The sequence below is a fragment of the Pseudomonas furukawaii genome, from assembly GCF_002355475.1.
Lineage (GTDB): Bacteria > Pseudomonadota > Gammaproteobacteria > Pseudomonadales > Pseudomonadaceae > Metapseudomonas > Metapseudomonas furukawaii.
This window is the reverse complement of sequence record NZ_AP014862.1, coordinates 3,300,781-3,322,128: the sequence shown is the minus strand read 5'-3', so window position 1 is coordinate 3,322,128 and position 21,348 is coordinate 3,300,781. Positions and strand designations below refer to the sequence as shown.

Below are 21,348 nucleotides of genomic sequence, written 5' to 3'. Positions count from 1 at the left end.
GGGCCCCTCGTTCAGCAGTCGGGCTTGCGACAATCCAGGAAGTCGAAGGGGAGTGGTATGAAGGTTCTGCCTGACGCGGTGTGCTGGCACGAGGGGATGCAGTTGCTGCCCCAGCATTTCCAGCTCCAGGGTCTGCGGGCGGAGGTCCTCGCCGCCCGACTCGCCAAGGCCGGCAACCCCTGGTTCTGGGGGCTCGACCACCTCGATCTCGACCCCGCCGCCCTCAGCGCGGGGCTGGTGCGGATACTGGCCCTGGAAGCGATCCTGCCCGATGGCCTGCCGGTCAGCCTGCAGCCGGGAAGTGGCGCGACGCTCGAGCTGGATGTCAGCGCCGCCATCGCCCAGTCCGCCGCCGCCAGCGTCACCGTCTACCTCGCCCTGAACCCCCTTGGTCGTGCCGGCCAGGTGCTGCCGTTGCGTGGGCGCCTGCAGTCCGCGGTCGGCGATGCGGTGCCGGACCTGGCCAGCGGCGAGCACCCCGAGCCCATCCTGGTCTGGCGGCCGGCGGCGCGCCTGGTGACCGATGGCGGACGGGCCGACTCGGTCTGCCTGCCGCTGCTGCGCATCGCCAAGGAAGGGGGCGGTTACGTTCGGCAGTCCTACGTGGCGCCGACGTCCCTGATTTTCCCCGAGTCGGTGTTGGGTCGCGCGGTGGCGTCGATCTGCGCCCGGGCCCGGGAGAAGTGCCTGTTCCTCGCCGGGCGCCTGCGCCAGGCGGAGCAGTCCGGCAATCACGACGACATGGTGGAGATCCGTCGGCAGCTCGGCGCGCTCTGGGCCCGGCTGCCCGAGGTGGAATCGGCGCTGAACAGCCGCGCGGCCTCGCCCGATCGCCTCCATGGCCTGCTGGCCGGAATGGCCGGCAGCTGGTGCGCGCTGGACCCGGTGGCCGGGGTGCCGGCCTTCGCGCCCCTGGATTACCTGGAGCTCAAGCGCGGATTCGACGAGGTGCTGGACTGGCTGGGCGACGCCCTCGGCCGGGTGCGGGTGGGTTATCGCAGCCTGGCGTTCGAACGGACCGACCAGGGCTTCGCCATCCAGCTGCCCGACACCCAGTCCCCTCGTCAGCGGTTGGTGATCGGATTGCGCATGCCCGCCGGGGCCGGCGAGCAGGCCGCCAGCCAGTGGCTCGGCCAGGCCATCATCGCGTCCCAGGGCCACCTGGCCACCCTGGCCAGGCAGCGCATGAGCGGCTTGTCCCAGCAGGCCATGAGCCGCATGGAGCAGGTGGCCTACGGCGTCGGTGAAGATACCCGGCTGTTCGTGGTCCAGGCCGCCGGGGAGTGGTTCGATCCCGAGCAGAAGCTTTGCCTCGCGGTGCCCGGGCAGGCGGCGCCAGCGGGGCCCTGGCAGGTCATCCTGTTCGTCACCAACGCCCACGAATTCGCCTGACCAGCCAAGGACGCGCATATGCCCGAAAGGACGATGGCCCTCTATCCTCCGGAGTTTGGCGAGGCGCCCCTGAGCCTTGCCTTTCGCCAGGCCTGGCTGGAATGGCGGGAGGCCTGGGAAGCGCTCGAAGACGCCGACGACGCGGATGGCCAGTTGGTAGAACGGGCCGCCGAAGCCGCCACGCGCATCGTCCGTCGCCTGTGGCGCAGCGCCTTCGCCAGCGTCGGTGAGCCGGCGGCGGGCCAGGTCAAGGCGATGGTCTACGCCTTCGTCGCCCTGCTGGACGAGACCCTGGTGTTCAGCCATTGGCGTGGACAGCCGTCCTGGCAGGAGCGCCCGCTGGAAATGCGCCTCTACGGTTCGCGCAACGCCGGCGAGCGTGTGCCCGTGGCGATCCGCAGCCTGCTGAAGGAGCGCGCGCCGGCCACCCGGGACCTGGCGAACGTCTACCTGCAATGCCTGGTGCTGGGCTTCCGTGGCCAGTTGCGCGGAGCGCGCGGGCAGGCGCTGCACGAACGCTGGCGGCAGGCCTTGTTCAGCTTCGCCTGGCAGCGTGAGCCCACGGCCGCCGGCACCTTGCAGAGCCTGGCGCGACCGACTCGCACGGCGCCTTTGCGGCGACCGCTGCGGCGTGCCCTTCCCGACGGCTTTCGGCTGGGCCTGGTGATCCTGGCGGCGACCCTGGTGCTCAGTGGCGCCGGCCACTGGTTCTGGAGCGACATCCAGTCGGAGCTGGAGCCCGTGCTGCATCTGGCCCAGGGCCATGAAGACGGGGAGCGGCCGGAATGAGCGGTCTGGCCATTGCCCTGGTGATCCTGCTGGCCGTGCTGTCCCTCCTGGTCCTCGCTGGCGCCTTCTGGTGGCTGAGGACCCAGTCCGGGGCCGCGATCCGCAGTTTCTACAGCGCGGTTCGCAGGATGGAGCATGAGCAGGGCAGCCAGGATCGCTATCACATGCCCTGGCTGCTGCTGGTGGGCGATACCCGCGAAGGCGCCCAGCTGTGCCAGGACTGGAAACTGGCGCCGGTCGGGCGCGGCGCCTGGTTCGGTCGCTGGTGGGCCGATCCCGATGGCGCCCTGCTGGCGGTGCCCCAGGGACTTTTCCTGCCCGAGGACGGCGCCAGGGTGCCGGCGTTCGCCTGGCGGCACCTGCTGGGCATGCTCCTGCGCTTGCGGGGGCAGCGGCCCCTGGATGGCGTGATCTGGATCATTCCCCTTGCGCGGCTGCTGGATGACGCCCAACTGGTCGCGGACGCCATCACCCTGAGGCGTCGATTCGGCGAGCTGCTGCAACGCCTGGGCCTGAGTCTGCCCGTGCATGTGCTGGTAACCGGGCTGGAGGAGATGCCCGGGTTCCAGGAACTGGCGGCGGCGCTGCCGGAAGAAGCGCGAGACCGGGCCCTCGGCTGGTCGTCGCCCCACGGGGCGGATGCCGGCTGGCAGGGCTACTGGCTGGATGACGGCCTGGACCAGGTGATCCAGTCGGTGCAGGCGGCGATCCTCGAGATCGGCGCGCTAAAGGGGGAACTGGGGGAAGATCTCTACCGGCTGCCGGACCAGTTGGATGGCCTGCGGGGCAACCTGCGCGCGCTGCTGGAGCCGGTGTTCCAGGGCAATGCCCAGGGTGAGGCGCCGCGCCTGCGGGGCGTCTATCTCAGCGCGGCGCAGGCCCTGGGGGAGCCCCTGGAGGCCTGGGAGCAGTCTTCCCGGGACCTGCCGACGGTGCGCGGGGTCTTTTCCGCCGCGCTCTGGCAGCAGCGCTTCCTTGCCGAGCAGGGGCTGGCCCAGGCGGTGCCGCGAATCCTCAGGCTGCGCCAGCGCTGGCAACGGATGGAGGCCGGCACCGCCGCGGCGGTGGGGCTGATCTGGCTGGTGGCCATGGTGTGGGTCTGGGAGGACGGGCGGCGGGATGCCCGTGAGCTGACGCGGGTGCTCCAGGTCACCCAGGCTGGACACCTGCAACCGAAGGACCCCGGCCGCAGCCAGGAAGCGGCCCGGCGAAATCTGCAGGGCTTCTGGAACCTCCTGCGGGATGCGCCGCGTTGGCATTACGCATCGCTGGTGTTTCCCACGTCCTGGTTCTCGCCCCTCGACGCGCGGATGGACGAGGTCCTGCGTGCCACGACCCGCCGCGAGGCCATGCAGCCTCTGGCGCGGACGCAGCAGGTCGAGCTCGATCGCCTCCTGGCGATTCGCCCCACGGACCGGCGTACCGCGGTGGTGGGGGAGGTGCCGGAGGACTGGCCCAACTATGTCAAGGCACGTGACCTGGCCTATGGCATCGCCGCGCTGGAGCAGCAGAACCGCTGGTTCTCGGAAGCGCTCAAAGGCGACAAGGGCGTGCTCGAGCCGCTCGCGCAACTGGGCGGCAGCGCCCTTGGCCTGGAGCTGAACATCTCCACCCTGCGCCGTCGGGCCTATTACGACCGCGTGCTGGCCGGGTTGGGCACGGCAGGACTGCGCCCCCTGGACCTGCAGGCACGGCGCCAGGTGCTGAGCGAGCAGTTCCAGTCGCTGATGAAGAGCTGGCTGACCCAGTATTTCCTTGCCGACAATTTCGTGCGGCCCGCCGGCTACCTGAAGTCGCACCTGGATACCCTCCAGGCGGGGCAGGGCAACTCCCTGGCGGAGCTGGAAGAGATCAACGGCCAGGTGGATGACCTGGAAGGGTTGCTCGCCCTCACCAACTCCAGCTGGAGCCACAGCAACGGCGAGGAGCTGGTACCCGGCTACCGCGACCTGCTGGAGCGGGTCCGGCAGAGCGGCCTGCTGGGGTCGGAGGTGGAGCAGCGCCTGAACAGCGAAGCCAGTCGCCTGCGCCGTGATTTCCACGGCCAGTGGATCGCCGCCGCCGGAAGCCGCTCCAACCTGCTGCAGCGGCAGCCCGGTGGCACCCTCGCGTTGCAGGAGCATGTCAGCGCCCTGTCCCGGGCGATCAAGGGGCTGCTCAAGCGCGACTTCGTCGTGGTGGCCCTGCGCCGGGGTGTCGCCGAAGCCGACACGCGGGCCCTGGGCTACCCGGACGCCGGCGCCCTGACCAGGGCATTGGGTTATGTCGACAGCTACAAGGCCTTCGTCGGCCAGGAGCTGGCCCAGATCCCCCCGGACTACCGCGAAGGCATGCTCAAGGCAGCCGAAGAGGCGGCCTCGGGGGCCATCTGGGCCAGTCTCGAGGGAACATCCCGGGGAAGCCCCGGCACCGCCACCCGGACCTTCGACCTCTCGGCCGACCAGGCGAGCCAGGTCTTGCACGCCTTGCAGGACCTGGGCCGCGCCGACCTCGCTGATTCCCTGCGCTCGCGCCTGGACGACATGGCGCTGCAGGATGTGACGCGGGCTCTGGCGGGCATCGACGCCATGCCGGTGTTCACCCAGCGCTACGACATCAGCCAGTGGGACGGCAGCCGTGAGCTGGGGCTGCGGCTGTTCCGCGCCAGCGATGTGCAGGATCTCAAGGCCAGCCTCGGCCAGCAGTTCGGTGCCATGCAGCAGGCTTCCGAAGGCGCCGCGCCGGCCCTGGCCTGGTTGCAGGAGCAGCGCGGGCTGGGCATGGCGGACCAGGACCGGGTCAGCCGCCTGGTCGCCATCAGCAGCGAGATGACCCAGTACAAGGCGCAGAACCCCACCAGCTCACCCGCGCTGTTCGAGCAACTGGTCAGCCGCGACTTCGTCGAGATGGACCTGGAATCCTGCAACCAGGTGTTGACCACCGCGACCCTGCCCGGCGGCGTCGGGGACCTGGCACGGCGGGCCCGTGGTCTCCAGGAGCAGGCCGCCCAGCGCTGCAACCAGTTGCAGCGGCAGCGCGCGTCCGAAGCCTGGAGCGAGCTGGCCGACTACTTCAACCAGTACCTGGCGGACCGTTTTCCCTTCGCCTACAGCCTCCAGGCCGCCGACGCCGACCCCGCACGGGTCCAGCACCTGGTGGACCTCATCGACAGTCGCCTCGCCCAGGCCGAGGACGGCCTCAAGTGGAGCCAACCGGCGGACCGCCCGGCGGCCGAGGACTTCCTCGCGCGGCTCAAGCAGGCGCGCACCTGGCTCGGCCCGCTGTTCCAGCGCGACCCCTCCGGCGCCGTGGGCCTGGAACTGGATGTGCGCTGGCGCACCGACCGCGAGGATGAGCGCGGCGCGGACCAGGTGATTGCCTGGGGCCTGCACGCCGGCGACCGGCAGATCGGCTTCCCGGGCGACGCCCGGCGACTGCACTGGAACCTGGGTGAGCCGGTGCAGCTGCTGCTGCGCTGGGCCAAGGACGGTGGCCAGCGTCCCGACATCGACCCCCTGCAACCCGGCATGGCGGTGGCCGATCTGGAGGCGGGTTGGGAGTACCGGGGGCCCTGGGCCCTGCTGCGCCTGATGCGGTCCCATGTGGTGCTGCAGCGGCAGCCGAGCCGGGACTACACCGACTTCCCCTTGACCCTGCAGGTGCCAGTGCGCGGCGCTCCGGACGGCAACCTCCAGGCGCGCATGTTCGTGCGTCTGTCCCTGATGACCCAGGGCGGCAAGCTGCCGCTGTCGATCCAGCCCCTGCCGGTGAAGGCGCCACGCTCGCCCTTTGCCGATCCCATTTCCCGATCCGTCGTCAGTACCCAGGTGACTCCATGAGCTGGCAGCACACCACTTGCAGTCTCGATGCGCTGCTGGCCCCCATTTCCGACAACGAACCCTGTGGGCCGAGCCTGCGTCACGACCCGGTGCTGGACCGGTTGCGAGAGCTGCGCCGGGAGGATGACCCTACGCTGCCCGCCGGCGTCTGGCAGGCGGAACTCAAGCAGGGCAACTGGGCTGGCGTCGAGGACCTGGCCAGCCAACTGCTCTGCAGCCGCAGCAAGGACCTGATGCTGGCGGCCTGGCTGGGCGAGGCCTGGCTGATGCGCCTCGGCCTCGCCGGTGCGGCGCCCGCCCTGGGGTTGCTGGCCGGCCTCTGCGAAGGCTACCCGGACGACCTGCATCCGCAGCCTCAGGAGGGGGATCGGTCCTGGCGCTTGCCGCCTTTCGAGTGGTTGGTGCGGCGCTACGGCGAACTGCTGCTGACCCGCATCCCCTTGTTCGGCGAGCAGGCGGAAGGGTTCGCCCAGTTCACCCTCCTGGATCTGCAGCAGCTTCGACAGCGTCAGGTGCAGGCCAGCGACAGCAAGGTCGACAAGGCCAGCGCCGAGGCGGCTCGGCAGGAGCAGCGCCGGCTGAACGACCTACTGGGGCGACTGCCCGCCAGTGTCTTCGCTGACCTTGCGCGGGAGATGGACGCCAGTCTGGCCGGGTTGGCCCGGCTGGAAGCCTGGTGCGGCGACTGGCTCGCCGATGATGCCCCCAGCTTCACCCCCTTGCGCCGGCCGCTGGAGGCCATTCGAGCATGCATGCAGGAGCAGATGCCCATGTCCCCCGAGAGTCCCGCCCTGTCCGCGCCCATTCCCGAGGTGACCCGCGAGCCGACGGCGGATCAGCCGGCGATCCCGATGGACGCGCCACCCGCCAGCCGTGAGGAGGCCTATCGCCAACTGGCGAGGATCGCCGACTACCTGGCTCGCACCGAGCCCCACAGCCCGGTGCCTTACGTGATTCGCCGGGCGGTGGAGTGGGGCAACCAGCCCCTGGGTGACCTCCTGGACGAACTGATCAGCGCCGACGCCGAGGCCCGTCGTCTGTGGAAGTTGCTGGGGGTGTTGAAGTAGGTTCGCGAAAGGTTTCCGGCGACCCCGCCGCTGCCGGCATCCCTCTCCGGAAGGGAGAGGGCACCGTCCACATGGGGCCTGGCCGGGAGAAGAATCTGGAAAACCCGTCGGGAAGGCGGCAGGGATGCCAGGCCAGTTCACGCACGGGGCGAGTCGAGGCCCGGGGAAACGGAAATGCTCATTGTCTTCAGTGGCCTGCCAGGTGCAGGGAAATCGACGATATCCCCGGCCTGTTTCCTCCGTCCTGGGACTCGGTGCGGCAGCATGACTATGAGGCCTGGGGCGAGGTGTCCTCGCGGCTCGACTCCGCCCGGATGTCGCCAGATGAGGCCGTTGCGGTGATCATTGAGTACCTCACTTATTCGTGGCTCGACGAAGCCAGGAAGGCGACGTGGTCCAGTCCTGCCGATATCAAGGCCCAATATCGCAATGCGAGCATTCTCAAGAGCCGCCGGGTCGTGTTCAACATCAAAGGCAGTGACTACCGGCTGGTCGTTGCCGTCGCTTACCGGTTCGGTGCGCTCTACATAAAGTTCGTCGGCACTCATGCGCATTACGATGCGATCGATGCCGACACCGTTGAAATGGAGTAACGACCATGAACATTCGTCCGATTCGCACCGAGGAAGACTACCGTGCGGCCCTTGCCCAGGTGTCGGCGCTGTTCGATGACGAGCCGGAGCCTGGCACGCCCGAGGGTGATTACTTCGAAATAATGCTGACGCTCATCGAGGCGTATGAGGATCGCCATTTCCCTACTGACCTCCCGAACCCCGTGGATGCCATCAAGTTCCGCATGGAACAGTCGGGACTGACGGTCGCGGACCTGGTTCCGGCGATCGGGCGCCCCAACCGGGTCTACGAGGTGCTCAACGGCAAGCGCTCCCTGACCCTGCCGATGATCTGGAGGCTGCATGAGATGTTCGGGATTCCCGCTGAAAGCCTGATCAGGCCCCCGTCCTGAAGCGCGTCCATACCGCCACCACAAGCATGAGCCCCGCCTGAGCGGGGCTCATGCCTTTCGCCTTTTCAGGCCTTGTTGCGGTTGTCGTAGACGTGGCAGGCCTTGCCTTCGGAGCGCTTCAGCGAATAGCTGGGGCGCAGGACGATGCGCGAGCTGATGCCGATGTAGGTCTTGATGTGCTTCGACAGCTCGTTGCACAGCGCCTGCTGCTGGGCTTCGCCCAGGCTTTCGTGTTCGTGCTTGAGCTCGACATGCACCTCGATGCTGTCCAGGTTGCCGTTGCGGAACAGGTGGATCTCGTAGTTCTCGGACAGCTGGCGAACCTTCAGGACCTGCTCCTCGATCTGCGTCGGGAACACGTTGACGCCCCGGATGATCAGCATGTCGTCGCTGCGGCCGGTGATCTTGTCCATGCGCCGCATCGGGCGGGCGGTGCCGGGCAGCAGGCGGGTGAGGTCGCGGGTGCGGTAGCGGATCATCGGCAGCGCCTCCTTGGACAGGGAGGTGAACACCAGCTCGCCGTACTCGCCGTCCGGCAGCACCTTGCCGGTCACCGGGTCGATGATCTCCGGGTAGAAGTGGTCTTCCCAGAGGGTCGGGCCGTCCTTGGTCTCGGCACACTCCATGGCGACGCCCGGGCCCATGATTTCCGAGAGGCCGTAGATATCCAGGGCGGTGATGCCCATGCGTTCCTCGATGGCCCGGCGCAGCTCCGCCGTCCAGGGCTCGGCGCCGAAGATGCCCAGGCGCAATGCCAGCTTGTGCGGGTCGATGCCCTGGCGCTCGATCTCGTCCGCCAGGTTCAGCATGTAGGAAGGGGTGACCATGATGATGTCGGGCTGGAAGTCGCGGATCAGCTGGACCTGCTTCTCGGTCTGGCCGCCGGACATGGGGATCACGGTGCAGCCCAGGCGCTCGGCGCCATAGTGGGCGCCCAGGCCACCGGTGAAGAGGCCGTAGCCGTAGGACACATGCACCTTGTCACCCTTGCGGCCGCCGGCGGCACGGATGGAGCGGGCCACGACGTTGGCCCAGGTATCGATGTCGTTCTGGGTGTAGCCGACCACCGTGGGCTTGCCGGTGGTGCCGCTGGAGGCGTGGATGCGCACGATCTCGCTCTGGGGCACGGCGAACATGCCGAAGGGGTAGTTGTCGCGCAGGTCGCTCTTGCCGGTGAAGGGGAACTTCGCCAGGTCGTCCAGGGACTTCAGGTCGTCCGGGTGCACGCCGGCTTCATCGAAGCGGCGGCGATAGAGCGGCACGTTGTCGTAGGCGTGCTTCAGGCTCCAGCGCATGCGCTCCAGCTGGTGCTGGCGCAGTTCGTCGACGCTGGCGGTTTCCATCGGGTCAAGCAAGGCGGTGTTGGCAATCATGTTCATGGTTTCACTCGAATTATTGTTGTACCGGAGCCCGCCAGGGCTCCTGAGTGCTGAGGAGCAGGATACTCCTCACCGGTTGAGTCGATATCCGCTGGTACGTTTCAGAGCCTTTCGATGATCAGGGCGATGCCCTGGCCCACGCCGATGCACATGGTGCAGAGGGCGTAGCGGCCCTGGCGTTCCTCCAGCTCGTGGAGCGCCGTGGTGACCAGGCGCGCGCCGCTCATGCCCAGCGGATGGCCGAGGGCGATGGCGCCGCCGTTGGGGTTGACCCGGGCGTCGTCGTCGGCCAGGCCCAGCTCCCGCAGCACGGCCAGGCCCTGGGCGGCGAAGGCTTCGTTGAGTTCGATCAGGTCCATGTCGGCCAGGGACAGCCCGGTCAGTTCCAGCACCTTGCGGGTCGCCGGCACCGGGCCGATGCCCATGATGCGCGGCTCCACCCCGGCGGTGGCCATGCCCACCACCCGGGCGCGGGCCTTGAGGCCGTGACGCCGGGCGGCGGCCGGACTGGCCAGGAGCAGGGCGCAGGCGCCGTCGTTGACGCCCGAGGCGTTACCGGCGGTGACCGAGCCACCCTGGCGGAAGGGCGTACCCAGCCGGGCCAGTTGCTCCAGGGTGGTGTCGCCGCGCGGGTGTTCGTCCTGGCTCACCACCTTGGGCGGGCCTTTGCGCTGGGGGATCTCCACCGGGACTATTTCCTTCGCCAGGCGCCCGTTGGCCTGGGCGGCTGCGGCGCGCTGCTGGCTGCGCAGGGCGAAGGCGTCCTGGTCGGCGCGGGAAATGCCGAACCGTTCGGCGACGTTCTCGGCGGTTTCCGGCATGGAGTCGATGCCGAATTCGGCCTGCATCAGCGGGTTGACGAAGCGCCAGCCGATGGTGGTGTCGAAGATCTCCGCCTGGCGGGAGAAGGCGGTTTCCGCCTTGCCCAAGACGTAGGGCGCGCGGGACATGGATTCCACGCCGCCGGCGATCATCAGCCCGGCCTCGCCGCAGCGCAGGGCGCGGGCGGCGCTGCCCACGGCGTCCAGGCCGGAGCCGCACAGGCGGTTCAGGGTGGTGCCGGGCACGCTCTGGGGCAGGCCGGCCAGCAGGGCGGCCATGCGCGCGACGTTGCGGTTGTCCTCGCCGGCCTGGTTGGCGCAGCCGTAGATCACGTCGTCCACGGCGCTCCAGTCCAGCTCCGGGTGGCGCGCCATCAGGGCGCGGATCGGCACCGCGCCGAGGTCGTCGGCGCGCACGCCGGACAGCGCGCCGGCGTAGCGGCCGATGGGGGTGCGCACGGCGTCGATGATCAGGGCGTCGTTCATCTGGGCGTCAGTCATCAGGGGTCTCCTGCGCGAGCACCGTGCCGCGCACTTTGTAGGATTTGCCATGGAACAGGGCGATCAACTGCCCGTTCTGGTTCTCGATGCGCACGTCGTAGTTGCCGGTGCGCCCGCTGCGGCTCTGCTCGCTGGCCTGGGCGGTGAGGGTGTCGCCGAGGCGCGCCGGGGCCACGTAGTCGATGCTGCAGCCGATGGCCACGGTGGCCTCGTTGTAGCTGTTGCAGGCGAAGGCGAAGGCCGAGTCGGCCAGGGCGAAGAGGTAGCCGCCGTGGCAGGTGCCGTGGCCCTGGACCATGTCGGCGCGCACGCTCATGCCCACCCGTGCCTGGCCTGGCGCCACGGAAAGCAGGCGCATGCCCATGGCCTGGCTGGCGGCGTCACGCTCGAACAGGGCGCTGCCGCAGGCTTCGGCGAGGGACAGGGCTTCATGGTTGGTCATGGAAGGTCCTCCCTTCGGCGACGTGGCGGCGTAGCAGCAGGGACGGGCGGTAGCGCGCCTCGCCGTAGGCCGCCTGCAGGTTGTCCAGGGTGCGCAGCACGGCTGGCAGGCCGATGGCATCGGCCCAGGCCAGCGGGCCTTTGGGGTAGTTCACCCCGGCGCGCATGGCCAGGTCGATGTCGCCGGCCGAGCCGACGCCCTGGAGCACCGCGTCGGCGCCCTCGTTGGCCAGCATGGCGACGGTGCGCAGCACGGCCAGGCCCGGGATGTCGGCCAGCGGGCTGACCGTGATTCCCGCGTGTTGCAGCAGGGCCACGGCCTGGTCGCGGGCGACGGCGGAGGTGCCGGCGGCCCAGGCGATGCCGAGGCGGCCGGCCTTGCCGTAGTCCAGCGCCAGGTCCAGCAGCACCAGGTTGACGAGGCCGTCCTCGCGGGCGCGCTGGCTGGCCAGGCGGCCGTCGGACAGGGCCAGCACGGCATCGCCCACCCGCAGCAGGCCGGCGCCGTCGCGGCGGGTCACGGCGATGCCGGCCGCCTGCAGGCGCGCCACCAGGGGCTCGGCCGCGCCGAGATCGCCTTCGATCACGCAGCTGTCGACCCTCAGGTCGCTGGCAAGCGCCACCGCGTCGGGGCGCTGGGCACCCTCGGCGTAGTCGTAGAAGCCGCGACCGCTCTTGCGGCCCAGGCGGCCGGCGTCCACCAGTTCCTGCTGGATCAGCGACGGCTGGAAGCGGAAGTCGCCGTAATAGGCCTCGAACACCGAGCGGGTGACGGCGTAGTTGACGTCGTGGCCGATCAGGTCGGTGAGCTCGAAGGCGCCCATGCGGAAGCCGCCGGCATCGCGCATCAGGGCGTCCAGCGTGGCGCAGTCGGCGGCGCCCTCCTGCAGCAGGCGCAGGCTTTCGGCGTAGAAGGGGCGCGCCACGCGGTTGACGATGAAGCCGGGGGTGGAGCGGGTGTGCACCGGCTGCTTGCCCCAGGCCTTGGCGGTCTCGTACAGGTCGTCGGCCAGGGCCGGGTCGGTGGCCAGGCCGGAGACGATCTCCACCAGGGCCATCAGCGGCGCCGGGTTGAAGAAGTGCATGCCGATCACCCGGCCGGGGTGGTCGAGGCCGGCGGCCAGGCGGGTGATGGACAGCGAGGAGGTGTTGCTGGCGAGGATGCAGTCGGCGCCGCACAGCGCTTCCAGCTGGCGCAGCAGGCCGCGCTTGACGTCCAGGTTCTCGACGATGGCCTCGATCACCAGGCGGGCATCGGCCAGGGCCTCGATGGCTTCCACCGGTTCGAGGCGGGCGACGATGGCCGCGCGCGCTTCGGCGTCCAGCTTGCCTTTTTCCACCAGGCGGCCGAGCTGGCGGTCGATGCCGTCCACGGCCTGGGCGGCGGCGCCCGGGCGGTTGTCATAGAGCCGGACCGGATGGCCGGCCTGGGCGGCCACCTGGGCGATGCCGGCACCCATGGCGCCGGCGCCGATCACGGCGACGAGGGAGGTGGTGGACAGGGCGGGCATGGGCTCAGCGTCCTTTGAAGGCGGGGGTGCGTTTTTCCATGAAGGCGCTGACGCCTTCGCGGTAGTCCTCGCTGCGGCCGGCCAGGCGCTGCAGGTCGCGCTCCAGGTCCAGCTGCTCGTCGAAGCTGTTGTTCAGGCTGGCGTTCAGGCTGCGCTTGATCAGGGCCAGGCCGTAGGTGGGCTGGGTGGCCAGGTGGCGGGCGAGCTTGAGGGCTTCGTCGCGCAGGTCGGCGTCATCCACCACGCGGTAGATGAGGCCCCACTGCTGGGCCTGCTCCGCGCTGAGGCGGTCGCCCAGCAGGGCCAGCGCCTTGGCACGGGCCATGCCCACCAGGCGTGGCAGGGTCCAGGTGCCGCCGGAGTCGGGGATCAGGCCGATCTTGCAGAAGGCCTGGATGAAGCTGGCGGAACGGGCGGCCAGCACCAGGTCGCAGGCCAGGGGGATATTGGCGCCGGCGCCGGCGGCCACGCCATTGACGGCGCAGATCACCGGCAGGGGCAGGTCACGCAGGGCGCGGATCAGCGGGTTGTAGAACCGCTCGATGGATTCGCCCAGGTCCGGTGCGGCGCTGCCGGGGGCCACGTTGCGGTCGGCCAGGTCCTGGCCGGCGCAGAAGCCTCGGCCTTCGCCGGTCAGCAGCAGGACGCGGACCTCGGGGTCCTGGCGCACCCGCTTGAGGGCCTCGCGGACCTCGCCGTGCATCTGGGCATTGAAGCTGTTCAGTTGCTCCGGGCGGTTGAGGCTGAGGGTGGCGACACCCGCCTCGATGGAAAAGAGGATGTGTTCGAAGGTCATGTATCGGGCGCTCCAGGGGGCGGGAGAGGGCGGCCAGTGGTCACTGGCCGGTGAAGTCGGGGCGGCGCTTTTCCTGGAAGGCGCGGATGCCTTCGTCGCGATCGCGGGTGCCCGCCAGCAGGGTGAAGGCGTGGCGCTCGAAGCGCAGGCCACTGGCGAGGTCGGTGTCCTCGGCCTTGAGCAAGGCTTCCTTGGCCAGGCGCACGGCCAGCGGCGCCTTCTGGGCAATGAGGCGGGCGATGGCGATGGCACGCTCGACGGTGAGTTCGGGCTGGGTCACTTCGCTGACCAGGCCGGCGCGCAGGGCGTGGCGGGCGTCGATGGCCTCGCCGGTGAGCACCATCTGCATGGCCAGGGACTTGCCCACGGCGCGCAGCAGGCGCTGGGTGCCGCCGGCGCCGGGCATGATCCCGAGATTGATTTCCGGCTGGCCGAACCGGGCGTCCTCGCCGGCGATGAGGATGTCGGCGTGCATCGCCAGCTCGCAGCCGCCGCCCAGGCAGAAGCCGTTGACGGCGGCGATGAGGGGTTTGCCGAAGCGGGCGATGCGCTGCCAGTGGGCCAGGCGCGGGTCGTTGAGGATGCCGACGAGGTCCCGCTCGGCCATTTCCCTGATGTCGGCGCCGGCGGCGAAGGCCTTGCGGCTGCCGGTGATCACTACCGCGCGGGTGTCGGCGTCCTGTTCGGCGAGGTCCAGCTCGGCGGCCAGCTCACCGAGCAGTTCGGTGTTCAGCGCATTGAGCGCTTCGGGGCGCTGCAGGGTGATCAGACGGACACCCTGCTCGGGCGGCAGGGCAGCAAGGGTACGAGGCATGGAGACTGTCCTCTGGTGCACGCGCGGCCTGGTGCCAGCCGCTTTTTATGGGTGGGGCAGGGCGAGGCCCTTCCGGTGTCGAGGCGGGCTCGTTCGCGGCTCGACTTTGGCCGGAGTATACCCATAAAGCGATACAGAACAACAACTGAAAAGAAGTATTGTGTGTCTTATATGTCCGGTTGATCTGTTCGGGTAACTGTTGCACAGGCACGGCTCCATGATCCGTAACCCACGGTTTACTGCAGAATTGCGTGAATTCCTGGTGTGGCTGAGGTGGCCTGTGTCGTTCGTCGTATGAGGCGCTGGATCGCGCTTTCTTGAATCAGAATGATGTGATACAAAATCGAAGACAAAGTGAATCGTTTTGCGCTGCGTTGCCGCAAACCCTTGCCCGCTGAGGAGCCTGCCCCCATGTCCAACCACGCCCACGCCGCCGCCGTCGAACTGTTCGAGCACCATCGCGGCCTTCTCGACCGCGCTGTCCAGGCCATTGGCGAGCGGGACTACTGGTCGCCCTTCCCCGAGAGTCTCAAGCACTACCCGGAGGAGGCGGTCAAGGGAGCGCAGTCCGCCTTCGAGGGCCTGTTGGGCAGGCATTTCGCCCTGGCAGGGCCGGAGTCCGTCGCCCGTGTCGGTGCCGAACGCTCGCCCTATGGCTTCGACCTGGGCGTGAGCTACGACCAGTACGATGCCGAGGCATTGATGACGCGCATGCAGGCGGCCCTGCCGGCCTGGCGCGACGCCGGGCCGCGCGCCCGACTGGGGGCGTGCCTGGAGATGCTCCAGCGCCTCAATGCGCTGAGCCCGACCCTGGCCCATGCCGTGATGCACACCAGCGGCCAGGCCTACATGATGGCCTTCCAGGCGGGCGGGCCCCACGCCCAGGACCGGGGCCTGGAAGCGCTGGCCTATGCCTGGCGCGCCATGGCCGAGGTGCCGGAAACAGCCCGCTGGACCAAGCCCCAGGGCAAGCAGGAACCGCTGGTGCTGGACAAGCGCTGGCACATCGTTCCCCGTGGCCTGTCCCTGGTGATCGCCTGTTCCACCTTTCCCACCTGGAACACCTATCCGGGCCTGTTCGCCAGCCTGGCCACCGGCAACCCGGTCATGGTCAAGGCCCACCCGGCGGCGATCCTGCCGGTGGCGATGAGCGTCAGGGTGGCCCAGGAGGTGCTGGCGGAGCTGGGCTTCGACCCCGCCCTGGTGAGCCTGGTGGTGGATACGCCCGAGGCACCGGTGAGCCAGCGACTGGCGCTGGATCCCCGGGTGAAGCTGGTGGATTTCACCGGTTCCAGCGCCTTCGGCGACTGGCTGGAGGCCAACGCGCGACAGGCCCAGGTCTTCACCGAGAAAGCCGGGATCAACAGCGTGATCATCGACAGCGTGCGCGATTTCAAGGCCGTGGCCCGCAACCTGGCGTTCTCCCTGAGCCTCTATTCCGGCCAGATGTGCACCACCACCCAGGCCATCTACGTGCCTCGTGGCGGCATTCGCGCGGCGGACGGCTTCCTGTCCTTCGACGAGGTGGCCCAGGGGCTGGCCGGCGCCATCCGCTGCTTCCTCGCCGACAATGAGCGCGCCTGCGCGGTGATGGGCGCCATCCAGTCGGAAGCCACCGCCCAGCGTATCCAGGCCTGCCGCGCACTGGGCGAAGTGCTGCTGGACAGCGAGGCCCGCGAGCACCCCCAGTTCCCCGGTGCGCGCGTACACACGCCGCTGCTGCTGAAGGTGGATGCCAGCGCCCGCCACGCCTATGCCGAAGAACGCTTCGGCCCCATCGCCTTCATCGTCGCCACCGACGACAGCGCGCACAGCCTGCGGCTCGCCGGCGAGGTGATCGGCGAGAAGGGCGCCCTGACCCTGGGGGTCTACTCCACCGACGACGCCGTGCTGGACCGCGCCGAGCAGCTCTCCCAGGAGGTGGCCGTGGCCCTGTCGATCAACTTCGACGGCGGCGTCTTCGTCAACCAGTCGGCGGCGTTCAGCGACTTCCACGCCAGCGGCGGCAACCCTGCGGCGAACGCCTCCATTACCGACGGGGCGTTCGTGTCCCGACGTTTCGTCACCGTCCAGAGCCGTCGCCAGGCACTGGCATGATCGTAGGAGCGAGCGTGCTCGCGAATGGCGCAGCCCGTGCTGCCAGGCTTTCGCAAGCAGGTTCGCTCCTGCATCTACTTCCAAGGAGCAACCCATGACCTGCTACAGCCTCGACGGCCTGGTGCCGGTGGTCCATCCCACGGCCTACGTCCACCCCAGCGCGGTCCTGATCGGTGATGTGATCATCGGTCCGGGCTGCTATGTCGGGCCCCTGGCCAGCCTGCGCGGCGATTTCGGCCGGATCATCCTGGAGGAGGGTGCCAACATCCAGGACACCTGCGTGATGCATGGCTTCCCCGACAGCGACACCCTGGTCGGGCGCAACGGCCATATCGGCCACGGTGCCGTGCTGCACGGCTGCCGCATCGGCGAGGACGTGCTGGTGGGCATGAACGCGGTGGTGATGGATGGCGCCGAGATCGCCGCGCGCTCCTTCGTCTCCGCCACGGCCTTCGTCAAGGCCGGCTTCAGCTGCCCCGAGCAGTCCCTGGTGATGGGCTCGCCGGCCCAGGTCAAGCGCAGCCTCAGTGATGAGGAAGTGGCCTGGAAGCGTGCCGGTACCCGTGAATACCAGCTTCTGGCGCAGCGCTGCCTGGCGGGGCTCCGGCCCTGCGAACCGCTGGCGGAGGTGGAGGCCGGGCGGCCGCGTATCGCCGATCGCGGCCTGCGGCCCAAGGGCGGTTCGTCTCAATGAGGGCGGTCTTCGCACAGCGCGACGTGGCGCCGATGGTCATGCCGAAGTGCCTGCGGGTATATTCGGCATCTTTTCCGCTTCCAGAATGCCCATGACCTCCCTCGCGCCCTTGGACCAACTCGTCACCCGCTTCCAGCAGCAGACGCCCATCCGCGCCAGCTCGCTGATCATCACCCTCTACGGCGACGCCATCGAACCCCACGGCGGCACCGTGTGGCTGGGGAGCCTGATCCAGTTACTGGAGCCCATGGGCATCAACGAACGTCTGATCCGCACCTCGATCTTCCGCCTGACCAAGGAAGGCTGGCTCAGCGCCGAGAAAGTCGGGCGCCGCAGCTACTACAGCCTGACCGGTACCGGCCGGCGCCGGTTCGAGAAGGCGTTCAAGCGGGTCTACAGCTCCAGCGTGCCGGCCTGGGACGGCGCCTGGTGCCTGGTGGTGCTCTCGCAGCTGCCCCAGGACAAGCGCAAACAGGTGCGCGAAGAACTGGAATGGCAAGGTTTTGGTGCGATTTCCCCGACGGTGCTGGCCAACCCCAGGTGCGACCGGGTGGATGTGATCGCGACGCTGCAGGAGCTGGACGCCCTGGAGGACAGCATCATCTTCGAGACCCGCACCCAGGACGTGCTCGCCTCCAAGGCGCTGCGCATGCAGGTCCGCGAGAGCTGGAACATCGATGAGCTGGGCGAGCACTACAGCGAGTTCATCCAGCTGTTCCGGCCGCTCTGGCAGGCCCTGCGGGAGCAGGATGAGCTCAAGCCGGAAGACTGCTTCCTGGCGCGAACCTTGCTGATCCACGAATACCGCAAGTTGCTGCTGCGCGATCCCCAGCTGCCCGACGAACTGCTGCCGGGGGACTGGGAGGGCCGCGCGGCGCGCCAGCTCTGCCGCAACATCTATCGACTGGTCCAGGCCAAGGCCGAAGAGTGGCTGAATGCGGCGCTGGAAACCGCGGACGGTCCGTTACCGGATGCCGGCGAGAGTTTCTATCAGCGCTTCGGGGGGTTAAGGTAGATCCCGCCCCGAACGAGAGGTGAACCCGACGCGCCGAGTCGAGCGCGCGGATAACGACAAGAACAATGCCTAGCGTGAGGCTGAGAAAGCCATGACGACTGCACAAGCACAGAGGGCAGACCGCTTCGACGAGTGGCTGCAGGGTATCAACCGGGTCTGCGGGCGCTTCGGCGCCAAATGCCTGGGATCGGAGTTCTCCGGCTCCATTCGCGAGCACAAGGCCGGCGCCATCAAGCTGAGCTTCGTGGACGTCTCCCAGGCGCGGCTGTTCCGCACGCCGAAGGAGGTCGCCCAGACCGACGGCAAGCATTTCTACCTGGCCTTCCAGTTGAGCGGTCGTGCCGGCATGGAGCAGGCGGGCAACCGCATCGAGATGTCACCCGGCGACATCACCCTGATCGATTCCACCCTGCCCAGCGACTTCGTCTACCAGGAAAATTCGCGCCAGCTTTCGCTGATACTGCCGCGCCATGTGGTGGAGCAGGGGCTGCGCTTCTCCGGCGTCCGCTGCGCCCAGCGCATCCCGGCCAGCGCGCCGGTGGCGGTCATGGCCAATCGCCTGATCCTCGAGTCCACCCGCCAGGACAGCCTGAGCCTGCCGGAGAGCGAAGCCACCCTGGACGCGTTGGTCAGCCTGCTGCGGCCGGCGCTCTGCTCCGCCGAGGCCGAGCAGGACGCCCACGAGCGCCTGTTCCGCAAGACCCTGCGTTTCATCGACGAGCACATCTGTTCCGAAGAACTCTGCCCCGAGGCCATCGCCCGGGAAGTCGGGGTGTCGGTGCGCGGGCTCTACCGCATGTTCTCCAGGAAGGGGCTGGTGGTGGCGCAGTACATCAAGAACCGCCGCCTGGACTTCTGTGCCGAAAGCCTGCGCCATGCCGCCGGCGAGCAGAAGCTCTCCGCCCTGGGCTACGCCTGGGGTTTCACCGACTCCAGCTATTTTTCCACCGCCTTCAAGGCGCGCTTCGGCGTGTCGCCCAGCGAGTACCGCAAGCAGTACAGCCAGGGTTGAAGCCGGCGGCGGAGTCTCGAATTCAGCCGCGAAGGGCGACCCGGTCGCCCTCTGGTGGGCCGCCGGGGCGCTTTCGCCAATGAGCGCGCGAACGCTCCGCTAGTCCACACGGCTGGCAGCCCTTCCAACACGTCTGGCACAGACAGCAAAACCTCGAATCCTCCCAGCACCGAGAATCCGGACATCCGCCCGGTTTCCGTGCGTGCCATAGCGGCTGCGCGGGGCGGGCCCCTGGACGATCGAGGTGATGCGTTGAGAACGACAGGAAAGGTTGGGGTAGGGACGGCGCTGCTGCTGGCCCTCATGACGAGCCCCACAGTCCGGGCAGCCGATTGCGCGGCGCCCCTGGTGCAGCAGGGCGAGGCGCGGTTCGCCAGCGAGTGTGCGGTGTGCCATTCCGCCAAGGCCGATGGCCCAACCATGATGGGCCCCAATCTCCACGGCCTGTACGGCCGCACCTCCGGCAGCCTTGCCGGGTTCAGCTACTCCCAGGCGATGAAGACCAGGGCGGTGGAATGGCAGATGGACAGCCTTCAGCAGTTCATCGCCCAGCCCCAGGCCTTCGTGCCCGGCACCTACATGCCCTATGTCGGCCTGGCCAGTGCGGACGATCGTCACGCCGTGGCCTGCTTCCTGGGCGCGCAGAAATGATGGCGCCGGGCAGGCGCCCGGCAATCGGATGAAGAGGAACGAGCATGAGCAAGGTTGAAATCCTGCCGCAGGTGGCGGCATTCCTGGAGCGTCGTCACGGCTGCTTCATCGACGGCCAGTGGGTGCTGACGGAAGGCCCGACCACCCCGGTGCTGAACCCGGCGACCGGCGAGACCATCGCCGCCGTCCCGGATGTGCCGCTGGAGTACCTGGAGCGCGCCGTGCAATCCGCCCACAAGGCGTTCAAGTCCGGCGTCTGGTCCGGCCTGCGTCCGGCCGACCGCGAGCGCATCCTGCTGCGCTTCACCGCCCTGGTGGAGGAACACGCCGAGGAGCTGGCCCAGCTGGAAACCCTGAGCCAGGGCAAGTCCATCAACATCTCCCGGATGCTGGACGTCGGCGCCACCGTCGAGTTCATGCGCTACATGTCCGGCTGGGCCACCAAGATCGAGGGCCAGACCCTGGACGTGTCCATCCCGCTGCCCCCGGGAACCCGCTTCACCGCCTTCGCCCGGCGCGAGCCGGTGGGCGTGGTGGCCGGCATCGTGCCCTGGAACTTCCCCATGATGATCACCACCTGGAAGCTGATGCCGGCCCTGGCCTGCGGCTGCACCGTGGTGATCAAGCCCGCCAGCGAAACCCCGCTGACCGCCCTGCGCCTGGTTGAACTGGCCCATGAGGCGGGCATTCCGCCGGGCGTGTTCAACCTGGTCACCGGCGGCGGCAGCACCGTGGGCAACGCCCTGGCGTCCCACCCGCTGGTCAGCAAGGTGTCCTTCACCGGCTCCACCGCCGTGGGCAAGAGCGTCGGCGTGGCCTGCATGGAGAACATGACCCGCTTCGCCCTGGAACTGGGCGGCAAGAACCCGATGATCCTGCTGGAAGACGCCGACGTGGAGAAGGCGATCCAGGGCGCGATGCTGGGCGGCCTGCTGAACCAGGGCCAGGTTTGCGCCGCCGCGTCGCGCTTCTACGTGCACCAGTCCCGTTACGAGGAATTCGTACAGGGCCTGGCCGCTGCCGTGAAGGGCCTGTCCATCGGCCCGGGCATGGATCCCGAAGCGGCCATCAACCCGCTGGTGTCGCGCAAGCAGCAGCAGAGCGTGCTCAAGCACATCGACCTGGCCCGTCAGGAAGGCGCCCGCGTGGTGGCCGGTGGTGAGCGGGTGGACGGCGACGGCTTCTTCGTCCAGCCCACGGTGCTGGCGGACGTGAACCACGAGATGACCGTGGCCCGTGAGGAAGTGTTCGGCCCGGTGCTCTCGGTGATCCCCTTCACCGACGAGGACGCCATGATCGAACTGGCCAACGACAGCCCCTACGGCCTGGCCGCGAGCCTCTGGACCAACGACCTGTCGAAGGCCATGAACCTGGTGCCGCGCATCGAGGCGGGCACCGTCTGGGTCAACGCCCACGTGCTGCTGGACCCGAACATGCCCTTCGGCGGCGTCAAGCAGTCCGGCATGGGCCGCGAGTTCGGCCGCGCGGTCATCGAGGCCTACACCGAGCTCAAGTCGGTCTGCATCGCTCACTGAACCGAACCCTCGATTTACGGCAGGCGCCTTCACGCCTGCCGTTTTTTTTTG

The 21,348-nt window shown here is 68.7% G+C and carries 18 protein-coding genes; 12 read left to right on the top strand and 6 right to left on the bottom strand.

Annotated elements, in window-relative coordinates; translation table 11 throughout:
• The first annotated feature begins 57 nt into the window (after nt 1-57).
• The 6 genes from tssK to KF707C_RS15450 all read left to right on the top strand — a co-directional run bounded on the left by tssK (nt 58) and on the right by KF707C_RS15450 (nt 8,030).
• Nucleotides 58-1,392 carry a type VI secretion system baseplate subunit TssK gene (gene tssK, locus KF707C_RS15475; protein WP_003448292.1) on the top strand — a complete coding sequence of 445 codons (1,335 nt, stop codon included), beginning with the start codon at nt 58-60 and terminating at the stop codon, nt 1,390-1,392.
• Nucleotides 1,393-1,410: 18 nt separating this feature from the next.
• On the top strand, nt 1,411-2,181 hold the full coding sequence (locus KF707C_RS15470) for a DotU family type IV/VI secretion system protein (RefSeq protein WP_003448291.1): 771 nt from the start codon (nt 1,411-1,413) through the stop codon (nt 2,179-2,181).
• Nucleotides 2,178-5,999: a type VI secretion system protein gene (locus KF707C_RS15465; protein ID WP_003448290.1), complete on the top strand. Its 3,822-nt coding sequence runs from the start codon at nt 2,178-2,180 to the stop codon at nt 5,997-5,999. Before KF707C_RS15470 ends, KF707C_RS15465 begins: the two co-directional genes overlap by 4 nt.
• Nucleotides 5,996-7,066 carry a type VI secretion system protein TssA gene (gene tssA, locus KF707C_RS15460; protein ID WP_003448289.1) on the top strand — a complete coding sequence of 357 codons (1,071 nt, stop codon included), beginning with the start codon at nt 5,996-5,998 and terminating at the stop codon, nt 7,064-7,066. Before KF707C_RS15465 ends, tssA begins: the two co-directional genes overlap by 4 nt.
• Nucleotides 7,067-7,380: 314 nt before the next feature.
• Nucleotides 7,381-7,659: a type II toxin-antitoxin system HigB family toxin gene (locus KF707C_RS15455; protein WP_051050671.1), complete on the top strand. Its 279-nt coding sequence runs from the start codon at nt 7,381-7,383 to the stop codon at nt 7,657-7,659.
• Nucleotides 7,660-7,664: 5 nt separating this feature from the next.
• A complete protein-coding gene (locus KF707C_RS15450) occupies nt 7,665-8,030 on the top strand; it encodes a helix-turn-helix domain-containing protein (RefSeq protein ID WP_003448287.1) in 366 nt (121 codons plus the stop codon).
• A gap of 65 nt (nt 8,031-8,095) precedes the next feature.
• Here the strand turns inward: KF707C_RS15450 and paaK are convergent, their stop codons facing one another.
• From paaK to paaF, 6 genes are all read right to left on the bottom strand, one after another.
• On the bottom strand, nt 8,096-9,409 hold the full coding sequence (gene paaK / locus KF707C_RS15445) for a phenylacetate--CoA ligase PaaK (RefSeq protein WP_003448286.1): 1,314 nt from the start codon (nt 9,407-9,409) through the stop codon (nt 8,096-8,098).
• Nucleotides 9,410-9,510: 101 nt separating this feature from the next.
• A complete protein-coding gene (pcaF, locus tag KF707C_RS15440) occupies nt 9,511-10,716 on the bottom strand; it encodes a 3-oxoadipyl-CoA thiolase (RefSeq protein ID WP_172424705.1) in 1,206 nt (401 codons plus the stop codon).
• Between the two features lie 7 nt (nt 10,717-10,723).
• Nucleotides 10,724-11,173, bottom strand: a complete 450-nt coding sequence (gene paaI, locus KF707C_RS15435) for a hydroxyphenylacetyl-CoA thioesterase PaaI (RefSeq protein ID WP_003448284.1) — start codon at nt 11,171-11,173, stop codon at nt 10,724-10,726.
• A complete protein-coding gene (paaH, locus tag KF707C_RS15430) occupies nt 11,160-12,683 on the bottom strand; it encodes a 3-hydroxyacyl-CoA dehydrogenase PaaH (RefSeq protein ID WP_096368037.1) in 1,524 nt (507 codons plus the stop codon). Before paaH ends, paaI begins: the two co-directional genes overlap by 14 nt.
• A 4-nt stretch (nt 12,684-12,687) precedes the next feature.
• On the bottom strand, nt 12,688-13,479 hold the full coding sequence (paaG, locus tag KF707C_RS15425; protein ID WP_003450173.1) for a 2-(1,2-epoxy-1,2-dihydrophenyl)acetyl-CoA isomerase PaaG: 792 nt from the start codon (nt 13,477-13,479) through the stop codon (nt 12,688-12,690).
• 40 nt (nt 13,480-13,519) lie between these two features.
• A complete protein-coding gene (gene paaF / locus KF707C_RS15420; protein ID WP_003450184.1) occupies nt 13,520-14,293 on the bottom strand; it encodes a 2,3-dehydroadipyl-CoA hydratase PaaF in 774 nt (257 codons plus the stop codon).
• Nucleotides 14,294-14,704: 411 nt separating this feature from the next.
• Between paaF and paaN the strand changes: the two genes are divergently transcribed.
• The 6 genes from paaN (at nt 14,705) to KF707C_RS15390 (ending at nt 21,297) form a co-directional block, all read left to right on the top strand.
• On the top strand, nt 14,705-16,390 hold the full coding sequence (gene paaN / locus KF707C_RS15415) for a phenylacetic acid degradation protein PaaN (protein WP_003450186.1): 1,686 nt from the start codon (nt 14,705-14,707) through the stop codon (nt 16,388-16,390).
• Nucleotides 16,391-16,484: 94 nt separating this feature from the next.
• Nucleotides 16,485-17,084 carry a phenylacetic acid degradation protein PaaY gene (gene paaY / locus KF707C_RS15410; RefSeq protein WP_003450187.1) on the top strand — a complete coding sequence of 200 codons (600 nt, stop codon included), beginning with the start codon at nt 16,485-16,487 and terminating at the stop codon, nt 17,082-17,084.
• A gap of 91 nt (nt 17,085-17,175) precedes the next feature.
• Nucleotides 17,176-18,099 carry a phenylacetic acid degradation operon negative regulatory protein PaaX gene (gene paaX / locus KF707C_RS15405; RefSeq protein ID WP_003450188.1) on the top strand — a complete coding sequence of 308 codons (924 nt, stop codon included), beginning with the start codon at nt 17,176-17,178 and terminating at the stop codon, nt 18,097-18,099.
• A 91-nt stretch (nt 18,100-18,190) separates the two neighbouring features.
• Complete coding sequence (gene feaR / locus KF707C_RS15400) at nt 18,191-19,111, top strand: transcriptional regulator FeaR (protein ID WP_003450189.1); 921 nt, start codon at nt 18,191-18,193, stop codon at nt 19,109-19,111.
• Nucleotides 19,112-19,414: 303 nt separating this feature from the next.
• The gene (locus tag KF707C_RS15395) at nt 19,415-19,762 is read left to right on the top strand and encodes a c-type cytochrome (RefSeq protein WP_051050710.1); all 348 of its coding nucleotides are present in this window, start codon (nt 19,415-19,417) and stop codon (nt 19,760-19,762) included.
• Between the two features lie 44 nt (nt 19,763-19,806).
• Entirely contained in the window at nt 19,807-21,297 is a 1,491-nt protein-coding gene (locus KF707C_RS15390) for an aldehyde dehydrogenase family protein (protein ID WP_003450191.1), read from the top strand.
• Nucleotides 21,298-21,348: the final 51 nt, after the last annotated feature.